Origin of the sequence: Celeribacter litoreus (assembly GCF_020165855.1) — a bacterium.
Taxonomy (GTDB): Bacteria; Pseudomonadota; Alphaproteobacteria; order Rhodobacterales; family Rhodobacteraceae; genus Celeribacter; species Celeribacter litoreus.
The window spans coordinates 799,271-822,372 of record NZ_JAIUFY010000005.1; the positions used below are offsets into that span (position 1 = coordinate 799,271).

The window sequence follows — 23,102 nt, forward strand, 5'->3', positions numbered from 1 at the left end:
TTTCGGCGTCATGGAATACGCGCTCGGGGGCGTTGGTGCAAGAGGGGCGGACATCAGGCGTTGTCGACTTCGTCGCATTTTTCGGCAGATCGCCTCTTGCAATCCCGAAATGAGACCAGTAAATGCTCCCTCAGTGCCGCCTTAGCTCAGTTGGTTAGAGCGCCTGATTGTGGATCAGGAGGTCCCCCGTTCGAGCCGGGGAGGTGGTACCACCCTCACTTCATTATTGGAATGTTCGCCCGGCTCTATGAGTGTGTCGGGTTCAGTCTGTTGTCACGGTCTTGCGTAGTGCACCGGTTTCGGCGTCGAAAATCAGAATATCGTTGTCGGACACGATGGCGACCCAATCCCCGCCGCGCGTAAAGGCCTCGGGCATAATTCCTTCCGGCAGATCGAGATGATCGGGCAGATCAAAGGACACCTGTGGTGCCTCATTCCCCTCCATCGACGGGAAGCGCGTGACAAGCAGGCCAATCAGCACTAGAAACCCGCCAATCATCACAACGAGAAGTGTCGTCACCAGCCGCCGCAACAGCGTCAGCTTCCTGGCTTCCTTCGGATCAATTTCAATCGGGTCACTCATGTCAGCGTCCAATCCTGTCGCCAAAGTCGAATTCGTGATCGGGGAAGCCCCGCCCAAGCGCCTTGATAAGGCGATTGCCCGCGATGTGCCAGAAGAAGCCACTCTGTCGCGCTCCCGTTTGGTCAAATTGCTCGCCGATGGGGCGATCAAGGTGAACGGACAGGTGGTGACGGACCAAAAGGGCAAGGTCTCTGAGGGGGACGTGGTTGAGATCACTGTCGAGATTTCGTCCGATGTGGATGTTGTGGCGGAGGATATCCCGCTCGACGTGATCTATGAGGACGATGACCTGATCGTGGTGAACAAGCCTGTCGGCATGGTCGTCCATCCTGCGCCTGGGTCTCCCTCAGGCACACTCGTCAACGCGCTGATGTATCATTGCGGCGATAGCCTGTCCGGCGTTGGCGGTGAAAAGCGTCCAGGCATCGTGCACAGGATCGACAAGGACACCTCCGGACTTTTGGTGGCCGCGAAGTCCGACAAGGCGCATCAGGGCCTCGCCAAGCAGTTCGAGAAGCACACGGTCGAACGCAAATACCTCGCGCTCGTCTACGGCGCGCCGGATGTCATGGACCCGCGTCTGCGTGGTGTGAAGGGTGTTGGATTTGAGGGCTCGTCAGTGATGCGGATCACGTCCTATCTCGGTCGACACAAAACGGATCGTCAGCGGCAGGCCGTGTCCTTCGATGAGGGCCGCCACGCGATCACGCGTGCGCGTGTGCTCGAATACTTTGGCACGCCTCCACAGCTTGCCCTCATGGAATGCTGGCTGGAAACCGGTCGGACACACCAGATTCGCGTGCATATGTCTCATGCGGGTCACGGTCTCGTCGGGGATCAAACCTATGGCGGGCGTCGCAAGCTCAATCACAAAGCTCTGTCCGACGCCGCGCGCGTTGCCGTTGCAGAGTTTCCTCGTCAGGCGCTGCACGCTGCCGTCCTTGGATTCGTGCATCCTGTGACGGGCGAGGACATGCGCTTTGAGGCGCCGCTGCCCGAAGACATGCAGCACCTCATCGACACGTTGTAAGCGTTTAGGCTACTGCGCCTCGCATGTTGCGGTGCCCGAACAAGAGCCAGAGGCAGAAACCCGTTTCCGCAATGAGCGGAAGAACGTAAGCCGGTTCGATCAGGTCCGCGACGGCTGGCGCGAGCAGAGCGGAGAGGCTTCCGACGGCGTAGACCACTGCCGCTCCGAAGAGGGCAGGGGGTAGCCACTTCGGGGTAAGCCCCGAATGGCAGAGGATGCGTGCCATCAGGACTGTATTCACAGCAAAGAACAGCAGGCCGAGGTCATAGCCGTCCGCGCCTATGGCCATCAGAACGGGGGCCTGTTCCGGCAAATGAATGGCCGCAATTTGCGCCATCAGGGAGGCACCAATGATCCCGCCCTGAATGAGACGAAAGATCATCGCGGCAAGGGCTTCGTTCGGGGAGACGTGGCGGAAGGCGAGAAAGAGCAGGATAGCGAGCGCCGCATCTGCCGCGACCATCAATGCATCGAAGACGAGACCGAGGCGGAGATAGCCGACGCGCTCAGTCAGGTCGGCGGTAGCAAGCGCCATAGGGCGCAGGACCATATCGGCTGAAATGCCGAAAAAGATGATGACGAGATAGGCGACACCAGCTGCGATCATCAGGTTGTGGCGGGTGGTAATTGTGAGCGTATGGGGCATGGGGATACCTTTCGAAACAGGGACGCCCCTATTATGTGTATGTGATATTGAATAATATATTGCCCAATAGCGTCTCTATGATATGCAAAAATGCATGGATAAGCCGAACCGAAACTGGTCAGCCATCAATTTTGATTGGACCCGCGCCCGCGCATTCCTCGTCACGGCGGAGGAGGGGTCTTTGTCTGCGGCGGCGCGCGCCCTAAGGATGAGCCAGCCGACCTTGGGCCGACAGGTGGCGGCACTTGAGGAGGAATTGGGTGTCACCTTGTTTGACCGCGTTCCGCGTGGCCTTGCGCTGACACCGACGGGTCTCGCTCTCTTACCGCATATGCGCGCGATGGCCGAGGCGGCGATGGAGGTTCGTTTGATTGCGTCGGGCGAGGCTGAGGCGCTCGATGGGACGGTTGCGATCTCTGTGTCGGAAATCGTCGCGGCCTATTACATGCCGCCCGTGCTCAAGGCGCTGCGGCAGCGCGCGCCGAATTTGCAGGTGGAGCTGGTCGTCACGAATGATCCCTCTGATTTGCGGAGGAGGGAGGCGGATGTGGCGATCCGGTCATTCTGCCCGAAAGAGCCGGATTTGATCACGCGGAAGATCGGTGACGAAAGCGTGCATCTCTATGCGGCCAAAAGCTACGCCGCAAAGCTACCTGACGACATCACGCAGGCGGATTTCATCGGCTATGACACCGGGCCGCGTCTCCGGCAGGCACTTTCAAGCATCGGCCTTGACGTCGCGGCAGAGCGCTTTCTCGCGGTGTCGAATTCCCACCTCGTTGTCATGGACATGATCCGCGCAGGTCTCGGGGTCGGGATTGTCCCAGATCGGGTGGCGGCGCGGGACCCGTCGCTCGTGCGGGTCGGTTCCTATCCGGCGCTTTCCCACGAAATGTGGGCGGTTGCGCATAGAGAGTTGCGCACATCTGCACGTATCAGGGTGTTGTTTGATGCTTTGGTGCAAAATATAAGGTAGGCAACAGCCCTGTAACAGAGGGCACATTGCTGTGAAAACGATGAAATGCCGTGGAACAAAGACGGAAACGCGCTCATTTTACGTATAACAGTTGAGTTTAAGAAAAACGCAACACGCACTTGAAAGGCAAAGTCGACGTCCCCAGATGGATGTTAAGCCTTGTTACATAGGCGTTCGATGCGGGAGAAATGTGAGACATGAGTAACTACGCCAATTTGCCAGCCCCCAGCCCGGAACAGGGTCTGAACCGCTATCTTCAGGAAATCCGCAAATTCCCCATGCTGGAGCCTGAGGAAGAATACATGCTGGCCAAACGGTGGGTGGATCATGAGGATGCACCTGCTGCCCACAAACTTGTCACATCCCACCTGCGCTTGGCGGCTAAAATCGCTATGGGCTATCGCGGCTACGGACTGCCGCAGGCAGAAGTGATCTCCGAGGCCAACGTCGGTCTCATGCAGGCGGTGAAACGCTTCGATCCCGAAAAGGGTTTCCGCCTCGCGACCTACGCGATGTGGTGGATCCGTGCGAGCATTCAGGAATACATCCTCCGCTCCTGGTCGCTCGTGAAACTCGGCACCACGTCCGCACAGAAGAAACTGTTCTTTAACCTGCGCAAGGCGAAGGCGCGGATCGGTGCGTTTGAAGAGGGCGATCTGCGCCCGGAAAACGTCCAGCGGATTGCGAACGATCTCGGTGTGACCGAGGAAGAAGTGATCTCCATGAACCGTCGTATGTCGGGCGGGGATGCGTCCCTAAATGCCACCGTCGGCAGCGATGAAGACGGATCTGCGCAATGGCAGGATTGGCTCGAAGACGAATCCGCGAACACCGCGGCTGACTATGAAGCCCGCGATGAAATGGACAGCCGCCGCGAACTTCTCGTGCGGGCGATGGAAGCGCTCAATGATCGTGAGAAAGACATCCTGATGGAACGTCGCCTCAAGGATCAGCCTGTTACGCTCGAAGACCTTTCGGTGAAATACGAGGTGTCGCGCGAGCGGATTCGCCAGATCGAGGTCCGCGCGTTCGAGAAACTGCAGGCGCGGATGCAGGAGCTTGCGAAAGAGCAAGGAATGCTCGAACAGGCCTGATATCGCTCGTTATTTTGAAATGAAGGAAACCCGTTGCCTGTCGTGGCGGCGGGTTTTCTGTTTTTGTTTCGGGGGCTCCTGCGGTTAGGGTTCCTCAACAGACAAAGGAGTTCCTGATGACCCGACCGATCAGATTTGGTGTTCTCGGTGCCGCGAAGTTCGCGCGTGAGTTCATGGCGCCAGCGATCCATGAAGCGAGCGGGGCTGTGTTTGCCGCTCTCGCGACCTCAAGCGCGGAGAAGGCAGCGCCGTTTCAGGCGTTTCAGCCGGACCTTAAGGTCTTTGATGACTACGATGCACTCCTGAAGAGCGACGACATTGATGCCGTTTACGTCCCGCTGCCCAATAGTCTGCATGTAGAATGGTGCCTCAAGGCGATGGACGCGGGCAAACATGTGCTCTGCGAAAAGCCGATTGCGATGAAGGCGGAGGAAATCGACCAACTGATTGCGAAGCGGGATGAAACGGGCCTGATGTGCGTAGAGGCCTACATGATTGCGCATCACCCACAGTGGCATCGTGTGCGAGAGTTGATTGCCACAGGCGAAATCGGCGAGTTGAAGCGCGTTGAAACGGCTTTCAGTTTCAATCTCTCCGATGCGGAGAACATTCGTCTGAGACCGGAAACGGGAGGCGGGGCGCTCGGCGATATCGGAGTTTATGCTTTGGGCTGCGCACGATTGGTGACGGGCGAGGAACCGGAAAAAATCACTTACGCAAAGATCGAGTATGAGAATGGGGTGGATGTGACTGCGGAGGTGTCCGCTCGCTTCCCGTCCTTCGATTTCCATGGATACGTGTCAATGCAATTGGCCCGCTGTCAAACAGTGCGGTTTCACGGTCGCGAAGGCGTCATCACCCTGAGGACACCCTTTAACGCCAGCACACCGGCGGGTGCTCCGGAAATCGAGATATCTGATGGGAGCGGGAGCTATCGCGTGGAGACTTTCCATCCGGCGCGGCAATACAAGCTACAGGTCGAGAACTTTGTGCGGACCCTGACGGAGGGCGCGGAATACCCTTGGACGCTTGAAAATGCGCGCGGGACGCAGGCAATGATTGATGCCGTCTTTGATGCGGATCAAGGTTGGAAATAGCGACTCGCCGTAGCCTGTAGATGTTGGAAAGGCAAAGAGAGGAGGAAACATGATGATGTTCCGAGGTTCTGGCCCAGACAACGCGGAGGAACCGCCGCAATAGCTGGTGCCTCCGGCTCAGGTCTTCCGAATCCGTGGAGGGAATTCGGGGACACGGCCGAGTGAGGTTCCGGTGAACGATCCGCCGAGTGGGTGCTGTCGATTGAGACTCATGAGGCCCCGGATGAAGCGAGACGGAGGAGCATGTGCCCCCTCGCTCAAAGGGCCAACACCCGCGGCGGATCTGGCGGGGGTCTATATCTCCAAGGGAGGAAAACGCGGAACGGGCGCCCGATTGGGCGCCCTTGTTTTTTGAAGCGCATGTTGTCGGACCGGCGTCGCATCTCCATATCGTTGGGATGAAGCGATTTTTATTTATTATATGGAGCCTTTCGGGCGCGGTTCTCGCTGCGCCAGCGACCGCAGGCGATGCGTCTTGCGTCATCCTTCTCCATGGCCTCGCCCGCACCGATGCGTCCATGTTGGTCATGGAGCAGGCCCTTCGTGCCTCGGGGTATGACACAGTTAACAGGAGTTACCCTTCGCGAGATGCCCCTGTCGCAATATTGGCTGATACCGTTCTGCGAGACGCGCGTTCTGCCTGTGAGGCCGCCGCTCAAGACACCGCCCCCAACGTTGTGACCCACTCTATGGGTGCAATCTTGTTGCGGAGTTTTGCGGCGGATCACCCCGATTTAGAATGGGGGAGGGTGGTCATGCTAGGCCCGCCGAACCACGGGTCTGAAATCATAGATACCTTCGGGAGCTAAGAAGCATTTGCGGTGATGAACGGACCTGCGGGGCTCCAACTCGGAACCGATGGACTGCCCACGACCCTCCCGCCGCTGCCGTTTGAGACCGGCATCATCGCGGGGAGCCAGTCTCTCAATCCGATCCTGTCAGGGATCGTAGAGGGGCAGGACGACGGCAAGGTCTCGATCGAAAGCACAAAGGTCGAAGGCATGTCCGCGCACCTGACGCTGCCGGTGACGCACACGTTCATGATGCAGAACCCGCGCGTGATTGTGCAGACCTTGTCCTTCCTCGAGACCGGAGCGTTCGAGCCGAATGTGGGCGTGACGGATGCACTTCAGCGCCTTTTGGAACTTGGCCTGCGATAGTGAGTTGCTTGGCGCCGCAAGAGATTTTGGTTTCACGCTGTTCGCGCTAAGGTCGTGCCGACGCGGAAAAGGAATCAATCAGGAAAGAGAGGGAGACCTTCCATGGCCGATCCGAACGAATTCGACCACGTGATGCCCGATCTCGGTGGGTCCAAGCCGAACGAACCCAAAGAGGTTCAGGAAAACTTTGGTGCCCGTATTCTCTTTTCGATCATCATCTGGGTGATGATGAGCTTTGCGTCCACGATCATCGGGGTGCTTGCGATCCTGCAGGCGATCATCATGCTCACGAGCGGCAAGAAACCGAACCCGCGTGTGGCAGGGTTTGGCACGGATGTCGGCATCTGGTTCGCCAAAGCGACGCGCTACATCACCGCAGACAGCGAAGTGAAGCCGTGGCCGTGGACGGAGCTGGACTAAGCCATGGCAGGCGGTTGGGCGAAAGACGGGGCCGTGAGCGAACAGATTGAGGCCTCGATCAACGACGAATTGGCGCGGCTGAAACAGCATCGCGCGCCGGTGGGCGAAAGCTTTGCGGAATGCGCCGAATGCGGCGAGGACATTCCTGAGGCGCGTAGAATTGCCATTCCCGGTGTGAAGCTCTGCATCGACTGTCAGCGCGAACGTGACGGTGCCTACAAAGCGCGCGGCGGGATCAACCGGCGCGGCTCGAAAGACAGCCAGCTCAAGTGATCAGATCAAGCTGCAAGATGTGTTGCGGCCCAAATCCCCCATCGAGATAAAGCGCCCCAGTGTCCTCAAACCCGCCTTTGAGGTAGGCGGCGCGCGCGTTTGGATTGCGGCAATTCACGGTGAGGTAACAGTCAATCGCCTGCGGGTAATGGTGCCGGAGATAGGGGGAAAGCGCGAGACAGGCGCTTCCTGCGTGGCCTCGCCCTTGATGTGGGTGGTCAATGAGAAACTGCCGCAGGCCAATCGATCCCTCCTGCGCAAACTCATGTGTCTGCGCATAGTCGCGATCTATGGCGAAAAAACCGACGGGTGTCTGGCCGAAAAGGATCATATGCCCGTCGCGCGCCGCGCCAGTGGCCATTGTCACCGTCGGAAGATCGGCAAAGCCGGCTTGGTCCTCCGGCAAAGAAAACCCCGCGACACGAGGCAGCGCATCGCGGGGAAGAGGGGTAAGCGTGAGCGTCACTCCATTGCTTCCAGCTCGTCGATAAATCCGGAGATCATCGACAGGCCCTTGTCCCAGAATTTCGGGTCGGAGGCGTCGAGTCCGAAGGGGGCGAGGAGTTCGGGGTGGTGTTTCGAGCCGCCCGCTTTGAGCATGTCGAAATACTTGTCCTGGAACCCTTCCGGCGCTTCTTGGTAGGCCGCATAGAGCGCGTTCACGAGGCCATCGCCGAACGCATAGGCATAGACGTAGAACGGCGAGTGGACGAAGTGCGGGATATAGGCCCAGAAGGTCTCGTACTCCGGCATGAACTCGAACGCCGGCCCGAGGCTCTCACCCTGCACGGACATCCAGATTTTGTTGATGTCTTGCGGAGTGAGTTCTCCACCGCGACGGGCTTCGTGCAGTTTGCACTCGAAGTCATAGAAAGCGATCTGACGGACGACCGTGTTGATCATGTCCTCGACTTTCCCCGCGAGCAGGACTTTGCGCTCTGCCGGTGTTTTTGCCTCGGACAGAAGTTTCTGGAAGGTCAGCATCTCACCAAACACGGACGCGGTTTCCGCGAGGGTCAGCGGCGTGTTGGCGAGCAGTTCGCCCTGTTCTGCGGCGAGGACCTGATGGACGCCGTGGCCCAGTTCGTGGGCGAGGGTCATCACATCGCGCTGTTTGCCGAGGTAGTTGAGCATCACATAGGGGTGCGCGTCGGTCACGGTCGGGTGCGCAAAGGCCCCCGGGGCTTTGCCCGGTTTCACGCCCGCGTCGATCCAGCCGTCGGTGAAGAACGGTTTCGCGATCTCCGCCATTTTCGGATCAAAGCCCGCATAGGCCTCCATCACCATCTTCTCGGCAGCATCCCAAGAGACGACGCGCTTTTCTTCCATCGGCAGGGGCGCATTGCGGTCCCAGACTTGAAGCTTGTCGAGACCGAGCCAGCCGCGTTTCAGCTCGTAGTAGCGATGCGAGAGTTTCGGGTAGGCAGCGACGACGGCATCGCGCAGCGCCTGCACGACCTCTGGCTCCACATCGTTGGACAGATGACGGCCTGTCTGCGGCGTCGGCATCCCGCGCCATTTGTCCTCAACCTCACCCATTTTGGCGAGCGTGTTGTGGACGCGCGTAAAAATCTTGATGTTATCGTTCAGCACCTTGCCGATTTCACGGGCGGCGGCCTCACGGGTCGCGCGGTCCTGTTCAGTGAGGAGTGTGCTTGTGGCTTCGAGGCCGAGTTTCTCACCGTTCACTTCGAATGTCAGGTCTGCAACGGTCTCGTCAAAGAGCTTGTTCCACGCAGACGCGCCAACAATCGACATGTCGTGCTCATAGCGCTCCAGCTCGTCGGAGAGCTGATAGGGGCGCATTTTGCGCATCCGCTCAAAAATCGGGCGATAGCGCGAGAGGCCCTCATGTTTGAGCATCTCCTCAAGGGTCTCGTCCGGAATGCGGTTTACTTCGAGGGAGAAGAATACGAGCGAGGCGGTGTAGGTCGTGATCTTGTCCTGAATGTCGGAAAAGAACTTCGCGCGCTCGCTGTCGACGGTGTTCTGGTAGTAGAGCAGACCCGCGAAGGACCCGAGGCGACCGGCGACCTGAGAAATCCGTTCGTCGCGCAGGATGCACTGATACATGCCCTCGCCGTCGAGATCGGCAAGCTTGCCTTCGTAGTCGGCGGCAAAGCTGCGACAGGCGTCTTCGAGCCAATCAAGGTCGCGTTTGACCTCGGGTGCGTCTGTGGACGGGTAAAGATCGGTTAGGTCCCAATCAGGAAGGTCTCCGAAGTCATTCGAGCCCTCTGCCGGGCGTGCATCGAAAACCATTTTAGGTTGGAAAAACCGCATCTCGTTGCTCCTTATCTGTTCGTTGAACAACAGATAGGGTCAGATGCGGCAGGATGCAAAGGATCAGCGGCTTGCGGCGTCGAAATGTTCTGCGAGCCGGTCGAAGAATAGGGATTGCGTCTCGGGAGTTTCCATCGGGATTTCGTGGCGCGCCCCCGGAATTTCGATCAACTCACAGGTCGCCCAGCGCTCCGCGAGCGCACGCACGGAGTTTTTGCAGACAATTTCTTCGTCCCCGCCGATGAAGGTGAGAACCGGTATATCCGGAAGGGCCTGTGCATGTGCCCAATCGTTCTCCGCGAGGGCTTCCGTGACCCAATGGCTCGACGGACCGCCAAGTCCGAGGCGAGGTTCTGCGAGAGCCTGACGGGTCATGTAGTCGAACATGCCTTTGTCTGAGGTGAGGAGATTGTCCTCAAACCCGTGCCAGATCATGTAAGTTTCTGCCTTGGTGCCCGGCGCGCGGCGGGTGTCGAGGCCGAGCGCACGAACGAGCGGTGAGGCGAACCGCACCATCAGCTTTTGCCATGGCGTCAGGCCGATGCCCCACATGGGCGCGGAGAAACCGGCGGCTTTGAAGGGTTTGCCTTCGATGAGAGCGCGCACACCAATGGCGCCCCCCATGGAATGTCCGATGAGAAACCATGGTTTCGGGCACTTGTGGGCGTGGGCATAGGCGATCACCGCGTCGAGGTCTTTCTGATAGTCGGGAAACTGCGCAACGTGACCGGTGCGCGGATCATCCAAAAGCCGATCTGCGAGCCCCTGTCCCCGCCAGTCGATGGCGAGGCTGGCATAGCCGCGCTTTGCGAGATGTTTGGCGGCGCGGCCATACTTTTCGATACATTCCGTGCGGCCCGGGAACATGAAGACGCTGCCTTTCGCATCGTCCATATCCCAAACGCCCACGCGAATGCGCACCCCATCAGAGGCCGTGAGCCAGTGGGCGTGCCCGCCCTCTGGGCCATCGGCCAACTCAGCAAAGAATGGGGCGCTTTCGGGCATCGGTGAGCCTCAGGAAGAGAGCGCGGAGCCAAGCTGCATGGCGAGCCCCATGTTGCCGTCAATCGAGAGTTTACCCGTCATAAAGGCAGACGTCGGGTTGATGTCGCCTTCCATCATGCCCTGAAACGTCTCGAGGCTCGCTGTGAGGGTCACATCGGCTTCGTCGTCGCCTTCGCGCACGCCGTCACTATCGACAACAATCGCGCCTTCGTCTTCGATCACGAATTTGGCGACACCCGCGGCAAAGCCGTCTTCCAGTTTTTCAGAGAGGGCTTCGACGGCCTTCGAAATGATCTTGCTCATGTTTTCCTCCATTCGGTCCGGCACGGGTCACTTTTGTGGGTTTGATGGGATGCCACTTATTTGTGACTTTGAACATGGGGGCCGGAAAGCTACAATCTAGAGTGTTATGAAAGGAATACGACAGTTTCACAAATGTGCCGTTGCGTTCTGGCTGATTTTGGCCGGTTCGTCCGTCTCTGCGGCGGACTTGGATGAGTTGTTTGATCAACTCGCCGAGGCGCAGGGCTATAACGCGACGATGATCGAACAGGAGATCGCGCTCGAAATGTCGCGGTCCGGTTCTGACGCGATGGATTTGCTGCTCGAACGCGGTCGGGCGGCGATTGATCAGGGCGACCTGAGTGGAGCAATCGGGCATCTAACGGCGCTCGTCGATCACGCGCCAGATTTCGCCGAAGGTTACAATGCCAGAGCGACAGCCTATTACCTATCTGGCCTTTATGGTCCTGCAATCTACGACATTGCCGAAGTGCTCAATCGTGTGCCGCGCCACTTCGGGGCGCTTTCCGGGCTTGCATTGATCCTTGAAGAGACCGGCGAAACCGAACGCGCCCTCGACGTTCTCTACGTGATTGAAGGCATCCACCCCAACATGTCTGGTTTGCAGGAGCGGATTTCCTATCTCGAACTCTTGACCCAAGGGACGGCGCTTTAGGCGGCGGGTTGGCTTGCGCTCGGGGAAGGGGCCACCTACAACTCTTCCGAACGCGAAAACCATAAGAACAGACTCTCAGTAAAAGGGCCCTCAGATGACGGGCATGTCTGGCCGGATCACTGCGGTGCTCGGCCCCACGAATACCGGAAAAACTCACTACGCAATCGAACGCATGCTGGCCTACCGGACGGGTGTGATCGGGTTGCCGCTGCGTCTTTTGGCGCGGGAGGTCTATGACCGGATCGTGGCGATCCGAGGCCCGTCTGTTGTCGCACTTGTCACAGGCGAAGAGCGGATCGTCCCGACTCGGGCGCAATACTGGGTCTGTACGGTCGAAGCGATGCCGACGGGGATGGGGACAGATTTCCTCGCCGTGGATGAGATTCAACTGTGTGCCGATCCAGAGCGCGGGCATGTGTTCACAGATCGTCTGCTCCATGCACGCGGCACGCATGAGACGCTGTTCATGGGCTCGGATTCGATGCGTTCGGTGATCGCGCAACTCGTGCCCAAAGCACAGTTCATGCATCGTGACCGGTTTTCCAAGCTGACCTATGCGGGATCGAAAAAGATTAGCCGGATGCCGTCCCGTGCGGCCATCGTCGGGTTCTCTGTGGATGACGTCTACGCCATTGCAGAGCTTCTGCGTCGGCAAAAAGGCGGGGCTGCGGTCGTGATGGGCGCTCTGTCTCCGCGAACGCGCAATGCACAGGTGGAGATGTATCAGAACGGCGATGTGGATTACCTCGTTGCAACGGACGCCATCGGGATGGGCCTGAACCTCGACGTCACGCACGTCGCGTTCTCCTCCACCGTGAAATTCGATGGGCGACGCATGCGGCATCTCATGCCAAACGAGCTTGCCCAGATCGCGGGGCGGGCAGGGCGCTACAAGACCGATGGCACCTTTGGCGTCACGGGAGAGGCGGAGCCGTTCGATGAAGAGGTGATCGAAGCCATCGAAGAGCATCGTTTCACGCCTCAGAAAAAGCTCAACTGGCGCAACTCTCGGCTCGAATTCGGGTCTGTGGATCGGTTGATTGCTTCGCTCGAAATGGCTCCGAATGACCCGTCGCTCGTGCGCGCACGCGAGGCAGATGACCTTCTCGCGCTTAAAACGCTCTCTGATCTCAAGTCCGTACGCCCGCGTCTCAGAGGCGGAAAAGACGTCAAACTGCTCTGGGATGTCTGCCGGATTCCCGATTTTCGGGGAATCAGTCATGGGGAGCACACGTCACTTCTTGAGCGAATTTATGAATTTTTGCACGAATTCGGGCGCGTTCCGGACGATTGGCTTGCGGCACAGATCAAGCGCATTGATCATACGAACGGCAATATTGACACTTTGTCTAAAAGACTCGCCTACATACGCACTTGGACTTATGTTGCGCAGCGCAGCGGTTGGGTTGATGACGAAAGCCATTGGCGCGGCACGACACGCGCTGTAGAAGACCGATTGTCTGATGCGCTCCATGGCGCATTAACACAGAGATTTGTGGACCGGCGGACGAGTGTGCTCCTTCGGCGGCTCAAACAGAAGGAGGGCCTTGTGGCCGACGTAAACGACAAGGGTGAAGTGACGGTTGAAGGCGAATTCGTCGGCCGTCTCGAAGGGTTCCGGTTTATCCAGGACAAGGCATCCACGCCAGACGAGGCAAAGACCCTCGCGCAGGCCGCAATGGCGGCACTGACACCGGAGTTCAGCCTGCGGGCCGACCGGTTCTACAATGCTCCCGACACGGAAATGGATTTCACCGATCAGGGTGGTCTGATGTGGGGCGAGCATGCCGTGGGCAAACTGGTTCCGGGCGATGACGCGCTCAAACCGCGCGCAGTTGCGTTTGTCGACGATGGTGTCGCGCAGGACGTGGTGGAGAAAGTGACCCGCCGCCTGCAGCACTTCATCGACCGCAAGATCGCGACCCTCTTTGAGCCGCTTCTGAACATGTCGCGCGACGAAACCCTCGCCGGACTTCCGCGCGGGTTTGCTTTCCGTCTGGTTGAAAACCTCGGCGTGATCCCGCGTGACGCTGTCGCTGGTGAAGTCAAAGAGCTCGATCAGGACGCGCGTGGCGCACTGCGCAAGCACGGTGTGCGTTTCGGTCAATACACGATCTTCATGCCGCTCCTGCTCAAACCGGCGCCGACGCGTCTGCGTCTGCTGCTCTGGGCTTTGAACGCGAAGTTCGACGAATTCCCCGACGCACCGCCGCCGGGTCTCGTGACCATTCCCGCCGTTGTGGATGCACCGGAAGGCTACTACGCCATGTCCGGTTACCGTCTCTCCGGCACGCGAGCAATCCGGATTGATATGCTCGAACGTCTCGCTGACCTGCTTCGCAGCCAGGACAGCCGTGGCGGGTTTGAGGCAACGCCGGATATGCTCTCGATCACGGGTATGACGCTTGAGCAATTTGCCGATCTAATGGGCGGCATGGGCTACAAGGCCGAGAAAGGCGAGCGCCAGAAGGTGAAGCCGGTCGATGAGGTTGTGGCTGATGCTGCGGCTTCTGCACCTGAAGTGACCGAAGCCGCCGATCTATCTGGTATCGCAACTGAGATTCCGGATGAGGGTGAAGCTCCGTCTGCAGAGATCGCAGAACCTGCGCCGTCCGAAGACGAAGCCGCACAGTTTGCAGAGACCGAAGTGCCGGAAGGCGTTGCAGCCGATGCGTCTGTTGCCGAGGCCGAGACTGAGGTGTTCTACACCTTCACTTGGGGCGGCAACCGTGGTGGTCAGAACCGTGGTCCGCGTCGCCAGCAGGGCGGTGATCGTCCGCAGGGCAAAAAGGGCGGCGGCAAGCCGAAAGGTAAAGGTGGTCCGCGCCGCGATGGCGGCAAAGGCAACCAACAGCCTAAGACCTTCTCTGCGCGTCCGCCGAAGAAAGAGAAGCCGATCGATCCGGACAACCCGTTCGCGGCTCTCATGGCGCTTAAGGACAAGAAGTAAGATTCTATGGAGAAGCGGGAGACCATTCGTCTCGACAAGTGGCTTTGGTATGCCCGCTTTTTCAAAACCCGCGGCCTTGCTGCAAAGGTCGTGACCGGTGGCCACGTTCGCGTCAATTCAGCGAAGGTTTCCAAGGCGGCGACCTCGGTTGGGGAGGGGGATGTGCTGACGTTTCCCCAAGCCAACCGAATCCGCGTGGTACGGATCGAGGCCTGCGGTCAACGCCGTGGCCCCGCTCCCGAGGCCCAAGGGCTCTACGACGATCTGAGCCCGCCCGCGCCTGAAAAGAACGACATTCCTCCCGCGCCGAGATTTGAGGGAAAAGGACGTCCCACGAAGAAAGATCGTCGCACCGGCCTCCTTAAGGGGTCGGACATGCTTGAATGATTGCGGGCAACGCTTTAGCTAGGTCCGAAAGATCGAAATTTTGGATGAGCCGACATGACCTACGTCGTTATCGATAACTGCATCGCCTGCAAATACACCGACTGTGTGGAAGTCTGCCCTGTGGACTGTTTCTACGAGGGTGAGAATATGCTGGTGATCCATCCGGATGAATGCATCGACTGTGGTGTGTGTGAACCGGAATGTCCCGCCGACGCAATCCGTCCGGATACCGAGCCGGAAATGGAGAAATGGGTCGAACTGAACCGCAAGTATGCGGAGCTTTGGCCTGTGATCCTCGAGAAGAAAGATCCGCTTCCGGACTCTGAGGAGCGCGACGGTGAGAGCGATAAGCTCAACAAATACTTCTCGGAAGCGCCGGGCGAAGGGTCCTGATCAGGACCCTACGTCCCCGACTGAACGCATGATTCGATTCGTCGCTTGGAATTGCGCTGCATGTGCACCTGCAGCAATTCCGCGGGGCTTTTCCTGTTTATGAGAGGCGAAATCCTGCGAATTCCGCGGGGTCTCATCGCTCGAAAAGCCCGCGACGCTTTTTTTCATGCGAATTTTATGGTATAAAGGTTGAACCATCACAGGGCATATCAACCTCAACCCCCTAAGCAACGCTTACCTAGGGGCTTGAGTTTTTCGCGCCCAAAACTGGTCACGAGCGGGTTTGCAGCCGTGCGGAAAAAATCCGGCATGTGCGCGAATTGTATCGAGACCGAGTGTTCGGACAGGCTTTGTGTGTCCCTGTCCGGATGAGCGCGCGAAAGAGAAGAGACTGTCTGGTGGTGGTGAAAATGGTTTCCCGATGAGGAAAAGCCTGCACCCGTGTGAGGATAAAGCCTGCAAATGAGCAAGACCAAGAAATCTGAATTCCGCCCGAACGATTTCGTTGTTTACCCGGCCCATGGCGTCGGTCAGATCATCTCGATCGAAGAACAAGAAATCGCGGGTATGTCCCTCGAACTGTTCGTTATCGCGTTTGAAAAAGACAAGATGACCCTGCGCGTTCCGACCAACAAAGCCGTGGAAAGCGGCCTTAGGTCCCTGTCGTCGCCGGAACTGATCCAGGACGCCATGAAGACCCTGAAGGGCAAAGCCAAAGTCAAACGCGCCATGTGGTCCCGCCGTGCTCAGGAATATGAGCAGAAGATCAACTCTGGCGACCTGATTGCGATTGCCGAGGTGGTTCGCGACCTGCACCGCACCGACGACCAGCGCGAGCAATCCTATTCCGAGCGCCAGCTTTACGAAGCTGCTCTGGACCGTCTGACCCGCGAAGTCGCGGCTGTGTCCGGCTCCGATGAGGCCGATGCGCAGAAAAAAGTGAGCGACGTGCTCGTGAGCCGCGCTGCTTAAACGCACGCTTTTCAAGACTTATGAGAGCCGCCGGATGGAAACGTCCGGCGGTTTTCTTATGCGAGGACGGTAAAGGCGGTGAGTGCCGCGATTTCGCAAAGGACCTGCGTGGCCCCAAGCACATCTCCGGTCTGGCCGCCGATTTTGGTCATCGCAATCCGCGCCGCGGCGAAGGCTGTACCCGCGATGGCCGCGCTCGCAATCACCGCAGGAACAAAGCCGACGACGATCCATGCGAGGGCGAACGCCACGATGAGCGCGAGCGCTGCGGCCTCACACGGCGGGCGACCGGTTTTGACCGAAAGGCCGTCACTACGCGCGGGAGGAAGGAGCATCATCAGCGCGGGCAGGGGCGCACGTGAAAGCAGTGCAGCGGCGATCATGGCGGTGACGATCAGGTCCTCATGTGCGAGTTGGCTCAGCGCGGTAAAGCGGATCAGCAGTCCGAGGATCAATGCGATCACACCATAGGCGCCGATGCGGCTGTCGCGCATGATCTCGAGGCGGCGGAGTTTTTCGAATCCACCCCAGAACCCGTCGGCGCAATCCGCAAGGCCGTCTTCGTGCATCGCACCCGTTGTGATCACCAGCGCCGAGAGCGCAAAGCCCGCAATCAGAGACGCGCCAAGGCCGAACCAACCGGCAATCGTCGCAACCGCCCCCGCGACCAATCCGACGGCGAGACCCGCAAGCGGAAAGGCCCATGTCGCCTCGGAGGTCCGCTCAAACGTCGCCCGCACCGGAATACGGGTCATGAGCGCCAGCGCCGTTGCGGCGTCGCTGAGTTTGGGCGTGAAACGTGCGGTCATCTTGCGCACCTCCATGTGGCATTCTGCTCTGTATTTGCGGCCTCCTCCGAGATAGAAGCTCAGAGGCGTGAAGACAATGAGGGAGACAGACGCATGGCATTTTCCGATCTGGCAGGGTTCGAAGCACTCTTGAAACAGGCGCCTGGTCCCGATGTCGCGGCACAGCAGGGCGCAGAAGCCCGAAATACCCAGTTGACCAAGCCAGCGGGCTCTCTCGGACGTCTCGAAGAGGTTGGTATTTGGTATGCGACTTGGCGTGGCGAAGAGCGTCCGCGCATTCAGAAACCTCAAGTCGCGATTTTCGCGGGCAACCACGGCGTGACGGCCAAAGGCGTCTCCGCGTTTCCTGCCGAAGTCACCGTTCAAATGGTGATCAATTTCGAACATGGCGGAGCGGCGATCAACCAGCTCTCACGCAATGCGGGCGCGAGTATGTCCGTGCATCCCATCGACCTTGAACGCCCGACAGCAGATTTCACCGAAGATACCGCCATGTCCGAAGAGGACTGTGTGAACGCGCTTAAAGTCGGCTGGAACGCCGTCGATCCGCAGTCTGATCTCTTGGTCGTTGGCGAAATGGGAATCGGAAACACGACATCTGCGGCTGCGATTGCGCATGCGCTCTTTGGCGGCACAGCGGCCGAGTGGATCGGGCGTGGCACGGGCGTGGATGACGCTGGCCTGAAAATCAAGGAAGAGGTGGCTGCCGCCGGTGTTGCGCTCCATGGTGGCTTGGCGCCGCTTGACCTTTTGGCGGCGCTCGGTGGGCGTGAACTGGCCGCGATGGCGGGCGCTGTGGCGCGTGCCCGTGCTCTGCGTATTCCGGTCATCATGGACGGGTTCATTTGCACGGCTGCGCTGGCCTGTCTCGAAAAGGCCGTTCCGGGATCTCTGGATCACTGCATTGCAGGACATGTGTCCGAAGAGCCAGGTCACAAGAAGCTTTTGGCGGCCCTCGGAAAAGAGCCGCTCGTCGCGCTGAACCTGCGCCTCGGCGAAGGCTCTGGTGCAGGTCTTGTGATCCCGTTGGTTAAAGGGGCCGTCGAATGCCTGTCCGGCATGGCGACCTTTGCTGAGGCGGGGGTGTCCGGCGCCTGATCGTCAGGCGGCGCCGGATTTTTCTCGGGCTTGATCGAGCTGGGTGATCAGCGCGGCCTCGAACTCTTTGTCGAGGGCGCGTGAGCGGTCCACATAGGCTTGGTTTTCCGACACGGGGACTTTTGGGTCCCAAAGTTCTGCGAGGCTGCGAAGCGCCTCGCGGTCGTGTTGATAGTAGGCCTGTTCCGTCATGGCCGCGTCGTATTCCGAGAAGCCCATCTCTTCGAGGACATAGCGTCCTGCACGCAAAGAGCTGTCGAACATCTCGCGGACAATCTTGTCTGCGCCAGCCTTAAACAACTCATACACGTGGATGCGGTTGCGCGCCCGCGCGATGATAAAGATGTCGGGGCGCTGACTGCGAGCGTATTTCACGAGGCGGGTGGCTGCAGCCGGATCATCAAGTGCAACCACAAGGATGCGCGCACTCTCGATCCCTGCGGCCTTGAGCAACTCAGGACGTGTGGGGTCTCCAAAGAACCCCTTAAATCCGAATTTCCGCATGAGCTGGATTGTTTTCAGATCATGGTCGAGAACCGTCGTGTGAAAGCCAGAGGCCTGCACGAGGCGGTTCACCATCTGGCCGAACCGCCCGATGCCCGCGATGATGATCGCCTGCTGATCGTCGATATCATCATGCGGTGTTTCTTCCTGACGCTCCGAAATCTTTTTCCGCAGATAGTCTTGCAGAATAAAGAACAGCGGGGTGAAAAGCAGCGACAATGCGATCACGAGCAAGACGCGCGCCCCGAGGTAGGTCGAGAGTACCCCCTGCTGAAGCGCGAATGTCGTCAGCACCATACCGAATTCCCCCGCCTGTGCCAGTGAGAGGGTAAAGAGCCACTGACCCCGCGTACGCAATTTGAAAATTCGCCCGATGACGTAGAGGACGGCCCCTTTCGTCACCATGAGTGCGACGGTCAGGCCGATGATCAGGAACGGATCACGGAACAGGACGGCAAAGTTGATCCCTGCGCCCACCGCGATGAAGAACAGGCCGAGCAACAGGCCCTTGAACGGCTCGATGGAGCTCTCGAGTTCGTGACGGAATTCGGAGTTGGCGAGAACGACACCCGCGAGGAATGTTCCGAGCGCAGGGGAGAGGCCGACAGCATTCATCAGAAGCGCAATGCCAACCACCATCAGTAGCGCCACCGCCGTGTAAATCTCGCGCAGGTTTGCCTGGTGAATGTAGCGGAACAGCGGGCGGGTCAGAAAGATACCCGCGAAAATGATTGCCCCAACAGCGCCCAAAGTGACCAGTGTCACACCCCAACCGGGTAGCCCCTCCACGAGAGACGCACCGTGTGCTGCGGTGTCGTGGGCCGCATCCGATGCGCGGCTGATAGAGCCATCGGGATTGATTGTCAGCCGTCCCGCTGTCGCGAGGAGGGGCATAACTGCGAGCATCGGGATGACGGCGATATCCTGCGTCAACAGCACAGAAAAGGCGGCACGGCCGCCGCCGGTGTGGATGAGGTTCTTCTCCGAGAGGGTTTGGAGCACGACAGCCGTCGAGGACAAAGACAGGATCATCCCGAGCGCGAGACCGGTTTGCCACGTCTGTCCGGCCCAGATCGTGGCGCCCATGATGACGCCACCGGTGATCAGAATTTGCAGCCCGCCCATGCCGATCAGTTTGTGGCGCATATTCCAGAGGCCGCGCGGGTCGAGTTCGAGGCCGATGATGAACAGCATCATCACAACGCCGAACTCGGCAAAATGTAGGAGGTCTTCACTTTCGTTGTGGTGGACAAGACCCAGCACGGGGCCAATGATCATGCCCGCAATCAGATATCCCAAGACGGATCCAAGGCCGAGGCGGCGCGCCAGCGGCACGGCAATGACGATGGATAGGAGGTAGACGGTGGCTTGGGCCAGCAGGCCTTCCATAGTGAAGCTGTCCTCTCATAACTGCCGCGCTTCGTTTGTTCGGCGCAGATCTTGTTCGTCTCCTTAACTTAGGGCGAAGCCCCGCGTTTTCATACGAAAGAACTCGGTCTTTTTTAATTTTTGTGTGCGCGGCGCGAGGGAGCGCTCAGCCCTCTATCTCGAGCGTGATTGACCGACCGCCCTTCACATATGTCAGGCTCGAGGTGCCAATGGATTGCACGCGTCCGCCGTCGAGACGATCTCCCGTTTCGACCATTGCAAAGCGCCCAGTCGGCAGCCGGACGAGTGCCCGTCTGTCCGAGCTCGACCCGTAGACGCCCATCAGATTGAGCTTGCGAAGGTTGATCGCGTTTTTCACCGTCGCGGCTTGAGCGACGCTAGCAGGCGCGGCTGAGGGAAGTCTGGTCTCGGGAACGCGGGCTGTTACCTGAGTTGCCGTCGAGGTGCTCGTCGTCTGCGCGTCAGAGGCGGCAGCGGCGGCTTCTTCGGCCGCGCGGGCCGCAGCTGCGAGTTTGTCAAAGTCCTGGGGACGTGGCTTTGGCATCAGCGACGCCGTCATAACGGGCGCAGTTCGCCCGTCAGCATTTTCGCCAGCGAACCGTGCTTCGGCTTCGGCCAGCTCCTGCTCCGAAGCAGGACGCAGGGATGGCTGGATTCGACCGAGCTCTTCGCGCGTTCTGCCGCCGAGTTTGGCTTTTTCTGTCGTCTCAACAAGCCCATCAGGGCGCAGCGTCGGCCGGAATGCCGCGAGCTGTTCATACAGCGGGTTTGCGGCCTGTGCGGCGTCAGTGAGGTCAGTCTGGGGCGCGGCAGTTCCCGGTCGAGGTCCTGGAACCGCAGCGGGACGTCCGGCGTAAACGACGACGCCGTCTGGTGTTACGGTTCCTTCGGGTGTCGCGCGAATGAAACCGTCGTCATCATAATCATAACGTGTCCCCAGAGGCGCCGGGGGCAGAGCCGCGCGTGGAGGCAGATCTGGGGCAAGCGTTTGTTCCTCGGGAAGTGCCACAGCGTCCTGAGACGAAATCGTCGGATCAATGGAGGCGGAGTAGAGGTCATCGAGCGTGTCCTCCCCGACGTCAGTCGATCCGTTTTCTGGCGGCAAAGGCCAAATACCTGTTGCCGCATATTGCGCGAGCAACTCTTCACGGTCGATCTCCGTGGGTTCGTTGCCGCCCGGAGGTGCGGGAACCGCTGCCTGCTCAAGCAACTCTGGCGTCAGTTCGTCTTCCTCGCCAATTGCGGTCACATCGGTCGACAATGCGGTGTCTGGCGCTGTTTCTTCAAACGCTGCGGGTTCGGGTGCTTCGACGGGGGCAGTCTCCGCTGTAGGGAGTTCGTTTTGTGCTGTGTCCTCAACACGTGGTGGGGTGTCTTCCGTAAATGCTACGTCTTCTTCCTCACCGCGACCGAAGATCAGAGCAACAAGAATTATCAGGACAACCAGCCCACCCGTGAGCATCAGGCCGAGGTGGCGCGGCTTGTTTCGCGACGCGCGCGCGCGGCCCCGAGCGCCGAAGATTGTCAGGGCCTCTGCCTCGTCGAGTGTATTTTCGACGGTGTCGAGGCCTGCTGCGCGATCAGACAGAGGTGCGATCTCGGAATCAGCAGTCGTTGATTTCTGCGCCTTGAGCGGATCTGTCTCGGTCTCTGTGTCTGTCACAGGGGCCTTTTTAAGCGCCGTTTTCGGAGACAGGGCCGTGAGCGATTTCAGGGCGCCTTTTGCTGTGCCCGCTGCCGCTCCGGAGACCGCCTTTGCTCGCGTGGGGGGCGTGTCCTGCGTCCCTGCCTCGCTTTGTGCGGCCTCTGCGCTGACGGGCGGTGCGGGCATTGGGGGCGGTTCGGGCAAGGGGGCGCTGATCTTCGCACGATTCGACTTCGGTTTCGCGCTTTCGGGCTCTTCCTCTTCGGGAAGATCGCCAGACGTCACCGGAACATGCGGAGAGATCAGGGGTTTCGCTGTAGGCACTAACGGCGGTGTCGGAGCAGACAGGCGCGGGGCGTTCGGAGCCTCGGCCTTAGCGTATTCGGATGGCGCGGCGTGCTCAGGCTCTTTGCTCACTGTACCGAGAAGACGTGAGGGTTGAGCCGAAAGGCGACTCTGAGCCTCAGCGCCCTCGGCGGGCCCCGCCTCCTCCGGGAGGGTGGCGTCCGGTGTTTTGGTGCGGCTTGTGTGAAAGCCGGTGCTGTTGACGTCCGAATTTACTTCAGGCGGTGTGGTCTGAGTTTCGGCCTCATCAACTGCTTCTGGTGTCGGTTCTGGAGTGGCGTCCGGCTCGACGGTTGTTTCGACCTCAACAGTCGCCTGAATTTCCTCAGCCTCAGCCTCAACCTCAGCCGCAAGGTCAGGGAGAGAGACCTGACGCTGCGCGATAATTTGCATGACACCAGTGTCCGGCTCGACAGGTGTGCCTTCTCCGATCAGGGCATCTGCACCCTTGGCGCGGCCGAAAAACGGTTCACCAGTGTAGCGTTCCGGATCTGGCATGGCGGCGAAGGATACCGGGTTGAACCCATGCTCGGACGCGAAGGTTTCCGCCTCCAGCAAAGTCTCGCGTGCGATGACAGCAACCTGCAGGCCCGCATCGGTTAGGCCCCAATCCCACACCAGCTCATCGACTGGATAGGGAGTAGCCCCTTTGAGAGCTTCACGAATGGCGCGATCCCGAGACGCATCGGAGATGCCAGGATCAGGCAACTCCCGATACAGGATCTGGCTGTTCGGTATGATGAGCTTGGTTGAAAGGCCGGACGTGCCGAGATGTGTCGCCCGCTCTCTCAACTGAGCGAGCTCACCGGAAAGGTCAGCCGCAGTCAGCGCAACTTCGCCTATGACCATCCAACCCGAGGAGGCACGATGCAAAAGCACGATCCCGTCATGGCTGAGATTGAGGGCGAAATTCGGTTTCATTCCTGAGCGCTGGCCTGTTCTTGCCCGTGATTTCAATGGGCTTTAACGTCTTCGAGGCACCCTAGCGCAGCTTGTGGGGGGATCAAAGCGAAACCACAAAGCGGGGATGTCGCAGCCTCGGGAGTGGCGGAAGCTTGCCTGCCCTGCATCGGAAGTAACTTGCG

22 protein-coding genes and 1 tRNA gene are annotated in these 23,102 nt (G+C 59.2%); 14 read left to right on the plus strand and 9 right to left on the minus strand.

Going from position 1 to position 23,102, the window contains the following annotated elements:
• The first annotated feature begins 135 nt into the window (after positions 1 to 135).
• Positions 136 to 212 (plus strand) — tRNA-His (locus LA304_RS05975).
• 50 nt (positions 213 to 262) lie between these two features.
• On the opposite strand, the gene LA304_RS05980 is transcribed toward LA304_RS05975, so the two are convergent.
• The gene (locus LA304_RS05980; protein WP_224502196.1) at positions 263 to 583 is read right to left on the minus strand and encodes a DUF6476 family protein; all 321 of its coding nucleotides are present in this window, start codon (positions 581 to 583) and stop codon (positions 263 to 265) included.
• On the opposite strand from LA304_RS05980, the gene LA304_RS05985 reads away from it, so the two are divergent.
• A complete protein-coding gene (locus tag LA304_RS05985; RefSeq protein WP_224502197.1) occupies positions 582 to 1,613 on the plus strand; it encodes an RluA family pseudouridine synthase in 1,032 nt (343 codons plus the stop codon). The two genes, LA304_RS05980 and LA304_RS05985, sit on opposite strands and share 2 nt — an antisense overlap.
• A 4-nt stretch (positions 1,614 to 1,617) precedes the next feature.
• On the opposite strand, the gene LA304_RS05990 is transcribed toward LA304_RS05985, so the two are convergent.
• On the minus strand, positions 1,618 to 2,259 hold the full coding sequence (locus LA304_RS05990; protein WP_224502198.1) for a DUF4386 domain-containing protein: 642 nt from the start codon (positions 2,257 to 2,259) through the stop codon (positions 1,618 to 1,620).
• Positions 2,260 to 2,353: 94 nt separating this feature from the next.
• Here LA304_RS05990 and LA304_RS05995 point away from each other — a divergent pair, with 94 nt between their 5' ends.
• The 6 genes from LA304_RS05995 (at position 2,354) to LA304_RS06020 (ending at position 7,279) form a co-directional block, all read left to right on the plus strand.
• Positions 2,354 to 3,235, plus strand: a complete 882-nt coding sequence (locus LA304_RS05995; RefSeq protein WP_224502199.1) for a LysR family transcriptional regulator — start codon at positions 2,354 to 2,356, stop codon at positions 3,233 to 3,235.
• Positions 3,236 to 3,432: 197 nt separating this feature from the next.
• A complete protein-coding gene (rpoH, locus tag LA304_RS06000) occupies positions 3,433 to 4,329 on the plus strand; it encodes an RNA polymerase sigma factor RpoH (protein WP_224502200.1) in 897 nt (298 codons plus the stop codon).
• A 116-nt stretch (positions 4,330 to 4,445) separates the two neighbouring features.
• Positions 4,446 to 5,426, plus strand: coding sequence for a Gfo/Idh/MocA family protein (locus tag LA304_RS06005; RefSeq protein ID WP_224502201.1), 981 nt, complete (start codon positions 4,446 to 4,448; stop codon positions 5,424 to 5,426).
• A gap of 824 nt (positions 5,427 to 6,250) precedes the next feature.
• A complete protein-coding gene (locus LA304_RS06010; RefSeq protein ID WP_224502202.1) occupies positions 6,251 to 6,586 on the plus strand; it encodes a hypothetical protein in 336 nt (111 codons plus the stop codon).
• A gap of 102 nt (positions 6,587 to 6,688) precedes the next feature.
• Positions 6,689 to 7,006 carry a DUF4389 domain-containing protein gene (locus tag LA304_RS06015; RefSeq protein ID WP_224502203.1) on the plus strand — a complete coding sequence of 106 codons (318 nt, stop codon included), beginning with the start codon at positions 6,689 to 6,691 and terminating at the stop codon, positions 7,004 to 7,006.
• A gap of 3 nt (positions 7,007 to 7,009) precedes the next feature.
• Positions 7,010 to 7,279, plus strand: coding sequence for a DksA/TraR family C4-type zinc finger protein (locus tag LA304_RS06020; RefSeq protein WP_224502204.1), 270 nt, complete (start codon positions 7,010 to 7,012; stop codon positions 7,277 to 7,279).
• On the opposite strand, the gene LA304_RS06025 is transcribed toward LA304_RS06020, so the two are convergent.
• The 4 genes from LA304_RS06025 to LA304_RS06040 form a co-directional block, all read right to left on the minus strand.
• On the minus strand, positions 7,272 to 7,745 hold the full coding sequence (locus LA304_RS06025) for a GNAT family N-acetyltransferase (RefSeq protein ID WP_224502205.1): 474 nt from the start codon (positions 7,743 to 7,745) through the stop codon (positions 7,272 to 7,274). The genes LA304_RS06020 and LA304_RS06025 overlap by 8 nt on opposite strands.
• The gene (locus LA304_RS06030; RefSeq protein WP_224502206.1) at positions 7,742 to 9,562 is read right to left on the minus strand and encodes a M3 family oligoendopeptidase; all 1,821 of its coding nucleotides are present in this window, start codon (positions 9,560 to 9,562) and stop codon (positions 7,742 to 7,744) included. Before LA304_RS06030 ends, LA304_RS06025 begins: the two co-directional genes overlap by 4 nt.
• Before the next feature lie 63 nt (positions 9,563 to 9,625).
• Positions 9,626 to 10,567, minus strand: a complete 942-nt coding sequence (locus tag LA304_RS06035) for an alpha/beta fold hydrolase (RefSeq protein WP_224502207.1) — start codon at positions 10,565 to 10,567, stop codon at positions 9,626 to 9,628.
• A gap of 9 nt (positions 10,568 to 10,576) precedes the next feature.
• On the minus strand, positions 10,577 to 10,870 hold the full coding sequence (locus tag LA304_RS06040; protein ID WP_224502208.1) for an SCP2 sterol-binding domain-containing protein: 294 nt from the start codon (positions 10,868 to 10,870) through the stop codon (positions 10,577 to 10,579).
• A gap of 106 nt (positions 10,871 to 10,976) precedes the next feature.
• On the opposite strand from LA304_RS06040, the gene LA304_RS06045 reads away from it, so the two are divergent.
• The 5 genes from LA304_RS06045 to LA304_RS06065 all read left to right on the plus strand — a co-directional run bounded on the left by LA304_RS06045 (position 10,977) and on the right by LA304_RS06065 (position 16,227).
• Entirely contained in the window at positions 10,977 to 11,525 is a 549-nt protein-coding gene (locus LA304_RS06045) for a tetratricopeptide repeat protein (protein ID WP_224502209.1), read from the plus strand.
• Between the two features lie 94 nt (positions 11,526 to 11,619).
• Positions 11,620 to 14,475 carry a helicase-related protein gene (locus LA304_RS06050; protein WP_224502210.1) on the plus strand — a complete coding sequence of 952 codons (2,856 nt, stop codon included), beginning with the start codon at positions 11,620 to 11,622 and terminating at the stop codon, positions 14,473 to 14,475.
• Between the two features lie 6 nt (positions 14,476 to 14,481).
• The gene (locus LA304_RS06055) at positions 14,482 to 14,862 is read left to right on the plus strand and encodes an RNA-binding S4 domain-containing protein (RefSeq protein ID WP_224502211.1); all 381 of its coding nucleotides are present in this window, start codon (positions 14,482 to 14,484) and stop codon (positions 14,860 to 14,862) included.
• Between the two features lie 54 nt (positions 14,863 to 14,916).
• Positions 14,917 to 15,255, plus strand: a complete 339-nt coding sequence (gene fdxA, locus LA304_RS06060; RefSeq protein WP_224502212.1) for a ferredoxin FdxA — start codon at positions 14,917 to 14,919, stop codon at positions 15,253 to 15,255.
• A 462-nt stretch (positions 15,256 to 15,717) separates the two neighbouring features.
• Positions 15,718 to 16,227, plus strand: a complete 510-nt coding sequence (locus LA304_RS06065; RefSeq protein WP_224502213.1) for a CarD family transcriptional regulator — start codon at positions 15,718 to 15,720, stop codon at positions 16,225 to 16,227.
• Positions 16,228 to 16,283: 56 nt separating this feature from the next.
• Here the strand turns inward: LA304_RS06065 and cobS are convergent, their stop codons facing one another.
• A complete protein-coding gene (cobS, locus tag LA304_RS06070) occupies positions 16,284 to 17,036 on the minus strand; it encodes an adenosylcobinamide-GDP ribazoletransferase (RefSeq protein ID WP_224502214.1) in 753 nt (250 codons plus the stop codon).
• A 93-nt stretch (positions 17,037 to 17,129) separates the two neighbouring features.
• Between cobS and cobT the strand changes: the two genes are divergently transcribed.
• Positions 17,130 to 18,134 carry a nicotinate-nucleotide--dimethylbenzimidazole phosphoribosyltransferase gene (gene cobT / locus LA304_RS06075; RefSeq protein ID WP_224502215.1) on the plus strand — a complete coding sequence of 335 codons (1,005 nt, stop codon included), beginning with the start codon at positions 17,130 to 17,132 and terminating at the stop codon, positions 18,132 to 18,134.
• A gap of 3 nt (positions 18,135 to 18,137) precedes the next feature.
• Here the strand turns inward: cobT and LA304_RS06080 are convergent, their stop codons facing one another.
• Positions 18,138 to 20,027 (minus strand): monovalent cation:proton antiporter-2 (CPA2) family protein, encoded by a 1,890-nt coding sequence (locus LA304_RS06080; protein ID WP_224502216.1) that lies wholly within the window; start codon positions 20,025 to 20,027, stop codon positions 18,138 to 18,140.
• Positions 20,028 to 20,172: 145 nt separating this feature from the next.
• On the minus strand, positions 20,173 to 22,938 hold the full coding sequence (locus LA304_RS06085) for a hypothetical protein (protein ID WP_224502217.1): 2,766 nt from the start codon (positions 22,936 to 22,938) through the stop codon (positions 20,173 to 20,175).
• Between the last annotated feature and the right edge of the window lie 164 nt (positions 22,939 to 23,102).

What these genes read in the sequence shown, in the direction of transcription:
- LA304_RS05985 (WP_224502197.1), top strand. Translation starts at nt 582, where the DNA reads ATGTCAGCGTCCAATCCTGTCGCCAAAGTCGAATTCGTGATCGGGGAA.
- LA304_RS05980 (WP_224502196.1), bottom strand. Translation starts at nt 583, where the DNA reads ATGAGTGACCCGATTGAAATTGATCCGAAGGAAGCCAGGAAGCTGACG.
- LA304_RS05990 (WP_224502198.1), bottom strand. Translation starts at nt 2,259, where the DNA reads ATGCCCCATACGCTCACAATTACCACCCGCCACAACCTGATGATCGCA.
- LA304_RS05995 (WP_224502199.1), top strand. Translation starts at nt 2,354, where the DNA reads ATGGATAAGCCGAACCGAAACTGGTCAGCCATCAATTTTGATTGGACC.
- rpoH (WP_224502200.1), top strand. Translation starts at nt 3,433, where the DNA reads ATGAGTAACTACGCCAATTTGCCAGCCCCCAGCCCGGAACAGGGTCTG.
- LA304_RS06005 (WP_224502201.1), top strand. Translation starts at nt 4,446, where the DNA reads ATGACCCGACCGATCAGATTTGGTGTTCTCGGTGCCGCGAAGTTCGCG.
- LA304_RS06010 (WP_224502202.1), top strand. Translation starts at nt 6,251, where the DNA reads ATGAACGGACCTGCGGGGCTCCAACTCGGAACCGATGGACTGCCCACG.
- LA304_RS06015 (WP_224502203.1), top strand. Translation starts at nt 6,689, where the DNA reads ATGGCCGATCCGAACGAATTCGACCACGTGATGCCCGATCTCGGTGGG.
- LA304_RS06020 (WP_224502204.1), top strand. Translation starts at nt 7,010, where the DNA reads ATGGCAGGCGGTTGGGCGAAAGACGGGGCCGTGAGCGAACAGATTGAG.
- LA304_RS06030 (WP_224502206.1), bottom strand. Translation starts at nt 9,562, where the DNA reads ATGCGGTTTTTCCAACCTAAAATGGTTTTCGATGCACGCCCGGCAGAG.
- LA304_RS06035 (WP_224502207.1), bottom strand. Translation starts at nt 10,567, where the DNA reads ATGCCCGAAAGCGCCCCATTCTTTGCTGAGTTGGCCGATGGCCCAGAG.
- LA304_RS06040 (WP_224502208.1), bottom strand. Translation starts at nt 10,870, where the DNA reads ATGAGCAAGATCATTTCGAAGGCCGTCGAAGCCCTCTCTGAAAAACTG.
- LA304_RS06045 (WP_224502209.1), top strand. Translation starts at nt 10,977, where the DNA reads ATGAAAGGAATACGACAGTTTCACAAATGTGCCGTTGCGTTCTGGCTG.
- LA304_RS06050 (WP_224502210.1), top strand. Translation starts at nt 11,620, where the DNA reads ATGACGGGCATGTCTGGCCGGATCACTGCGGTGCTCGGCCCCACGAAT.
- LA304_RS06055 (WP_224502211.1), top strand. Translation starts at nt 14,482, where the DNA reads ATGGAGAAGCGGGAGACCATTCGTCTCGACAAGTGGCTTTGGTATGCC.
- fdxA (WP_224502212.1), top strand. Translation starts at nt 14,917, where the DNA reads ATGACCTACGTCGTTATCGATAACTGCATCGCCTGCAAATACACCGAC.
- LA304_RS06065 (WP_224502213.1), top strand. Translation starts at nt 15,718, where the DNA reads ATGAGCAAGACCAAGAAATCTGAATTCCGCCCGAACGATTTCGTTGTT.
- cobS (WP_224502214.1), bottom strand. Translation starts at nt 17,036, where the DNA reads ATGACCGCACGTTTCACGCCCAAACTCAGCGACGCCGCAACGGCGCTG.
- cobT (WP_224502215.1), top strand. Translation starts at nt 17,130, where the DNA reads ATGGCATTTTCCGATCTGGCAGGGTTCGAAGCACTCTTGAAACAGGCG.
- LA304_RS06080 (WP_224502216.1), bottom strand. Translation starts at nt 20,027, where the DNA reads ATGGAAGGCCTGCTGGCCCAAGCCACCGTCTACCTCCTATCCATCGTC.
- LA304_RS06085 (WP_224502217.1), bottom strand. Translation starts at nt 22,938, where the DNA reads ATGAAACCGAATTTCGCCCTCAATCTCAGCCATGACGGGATCGTGCTT.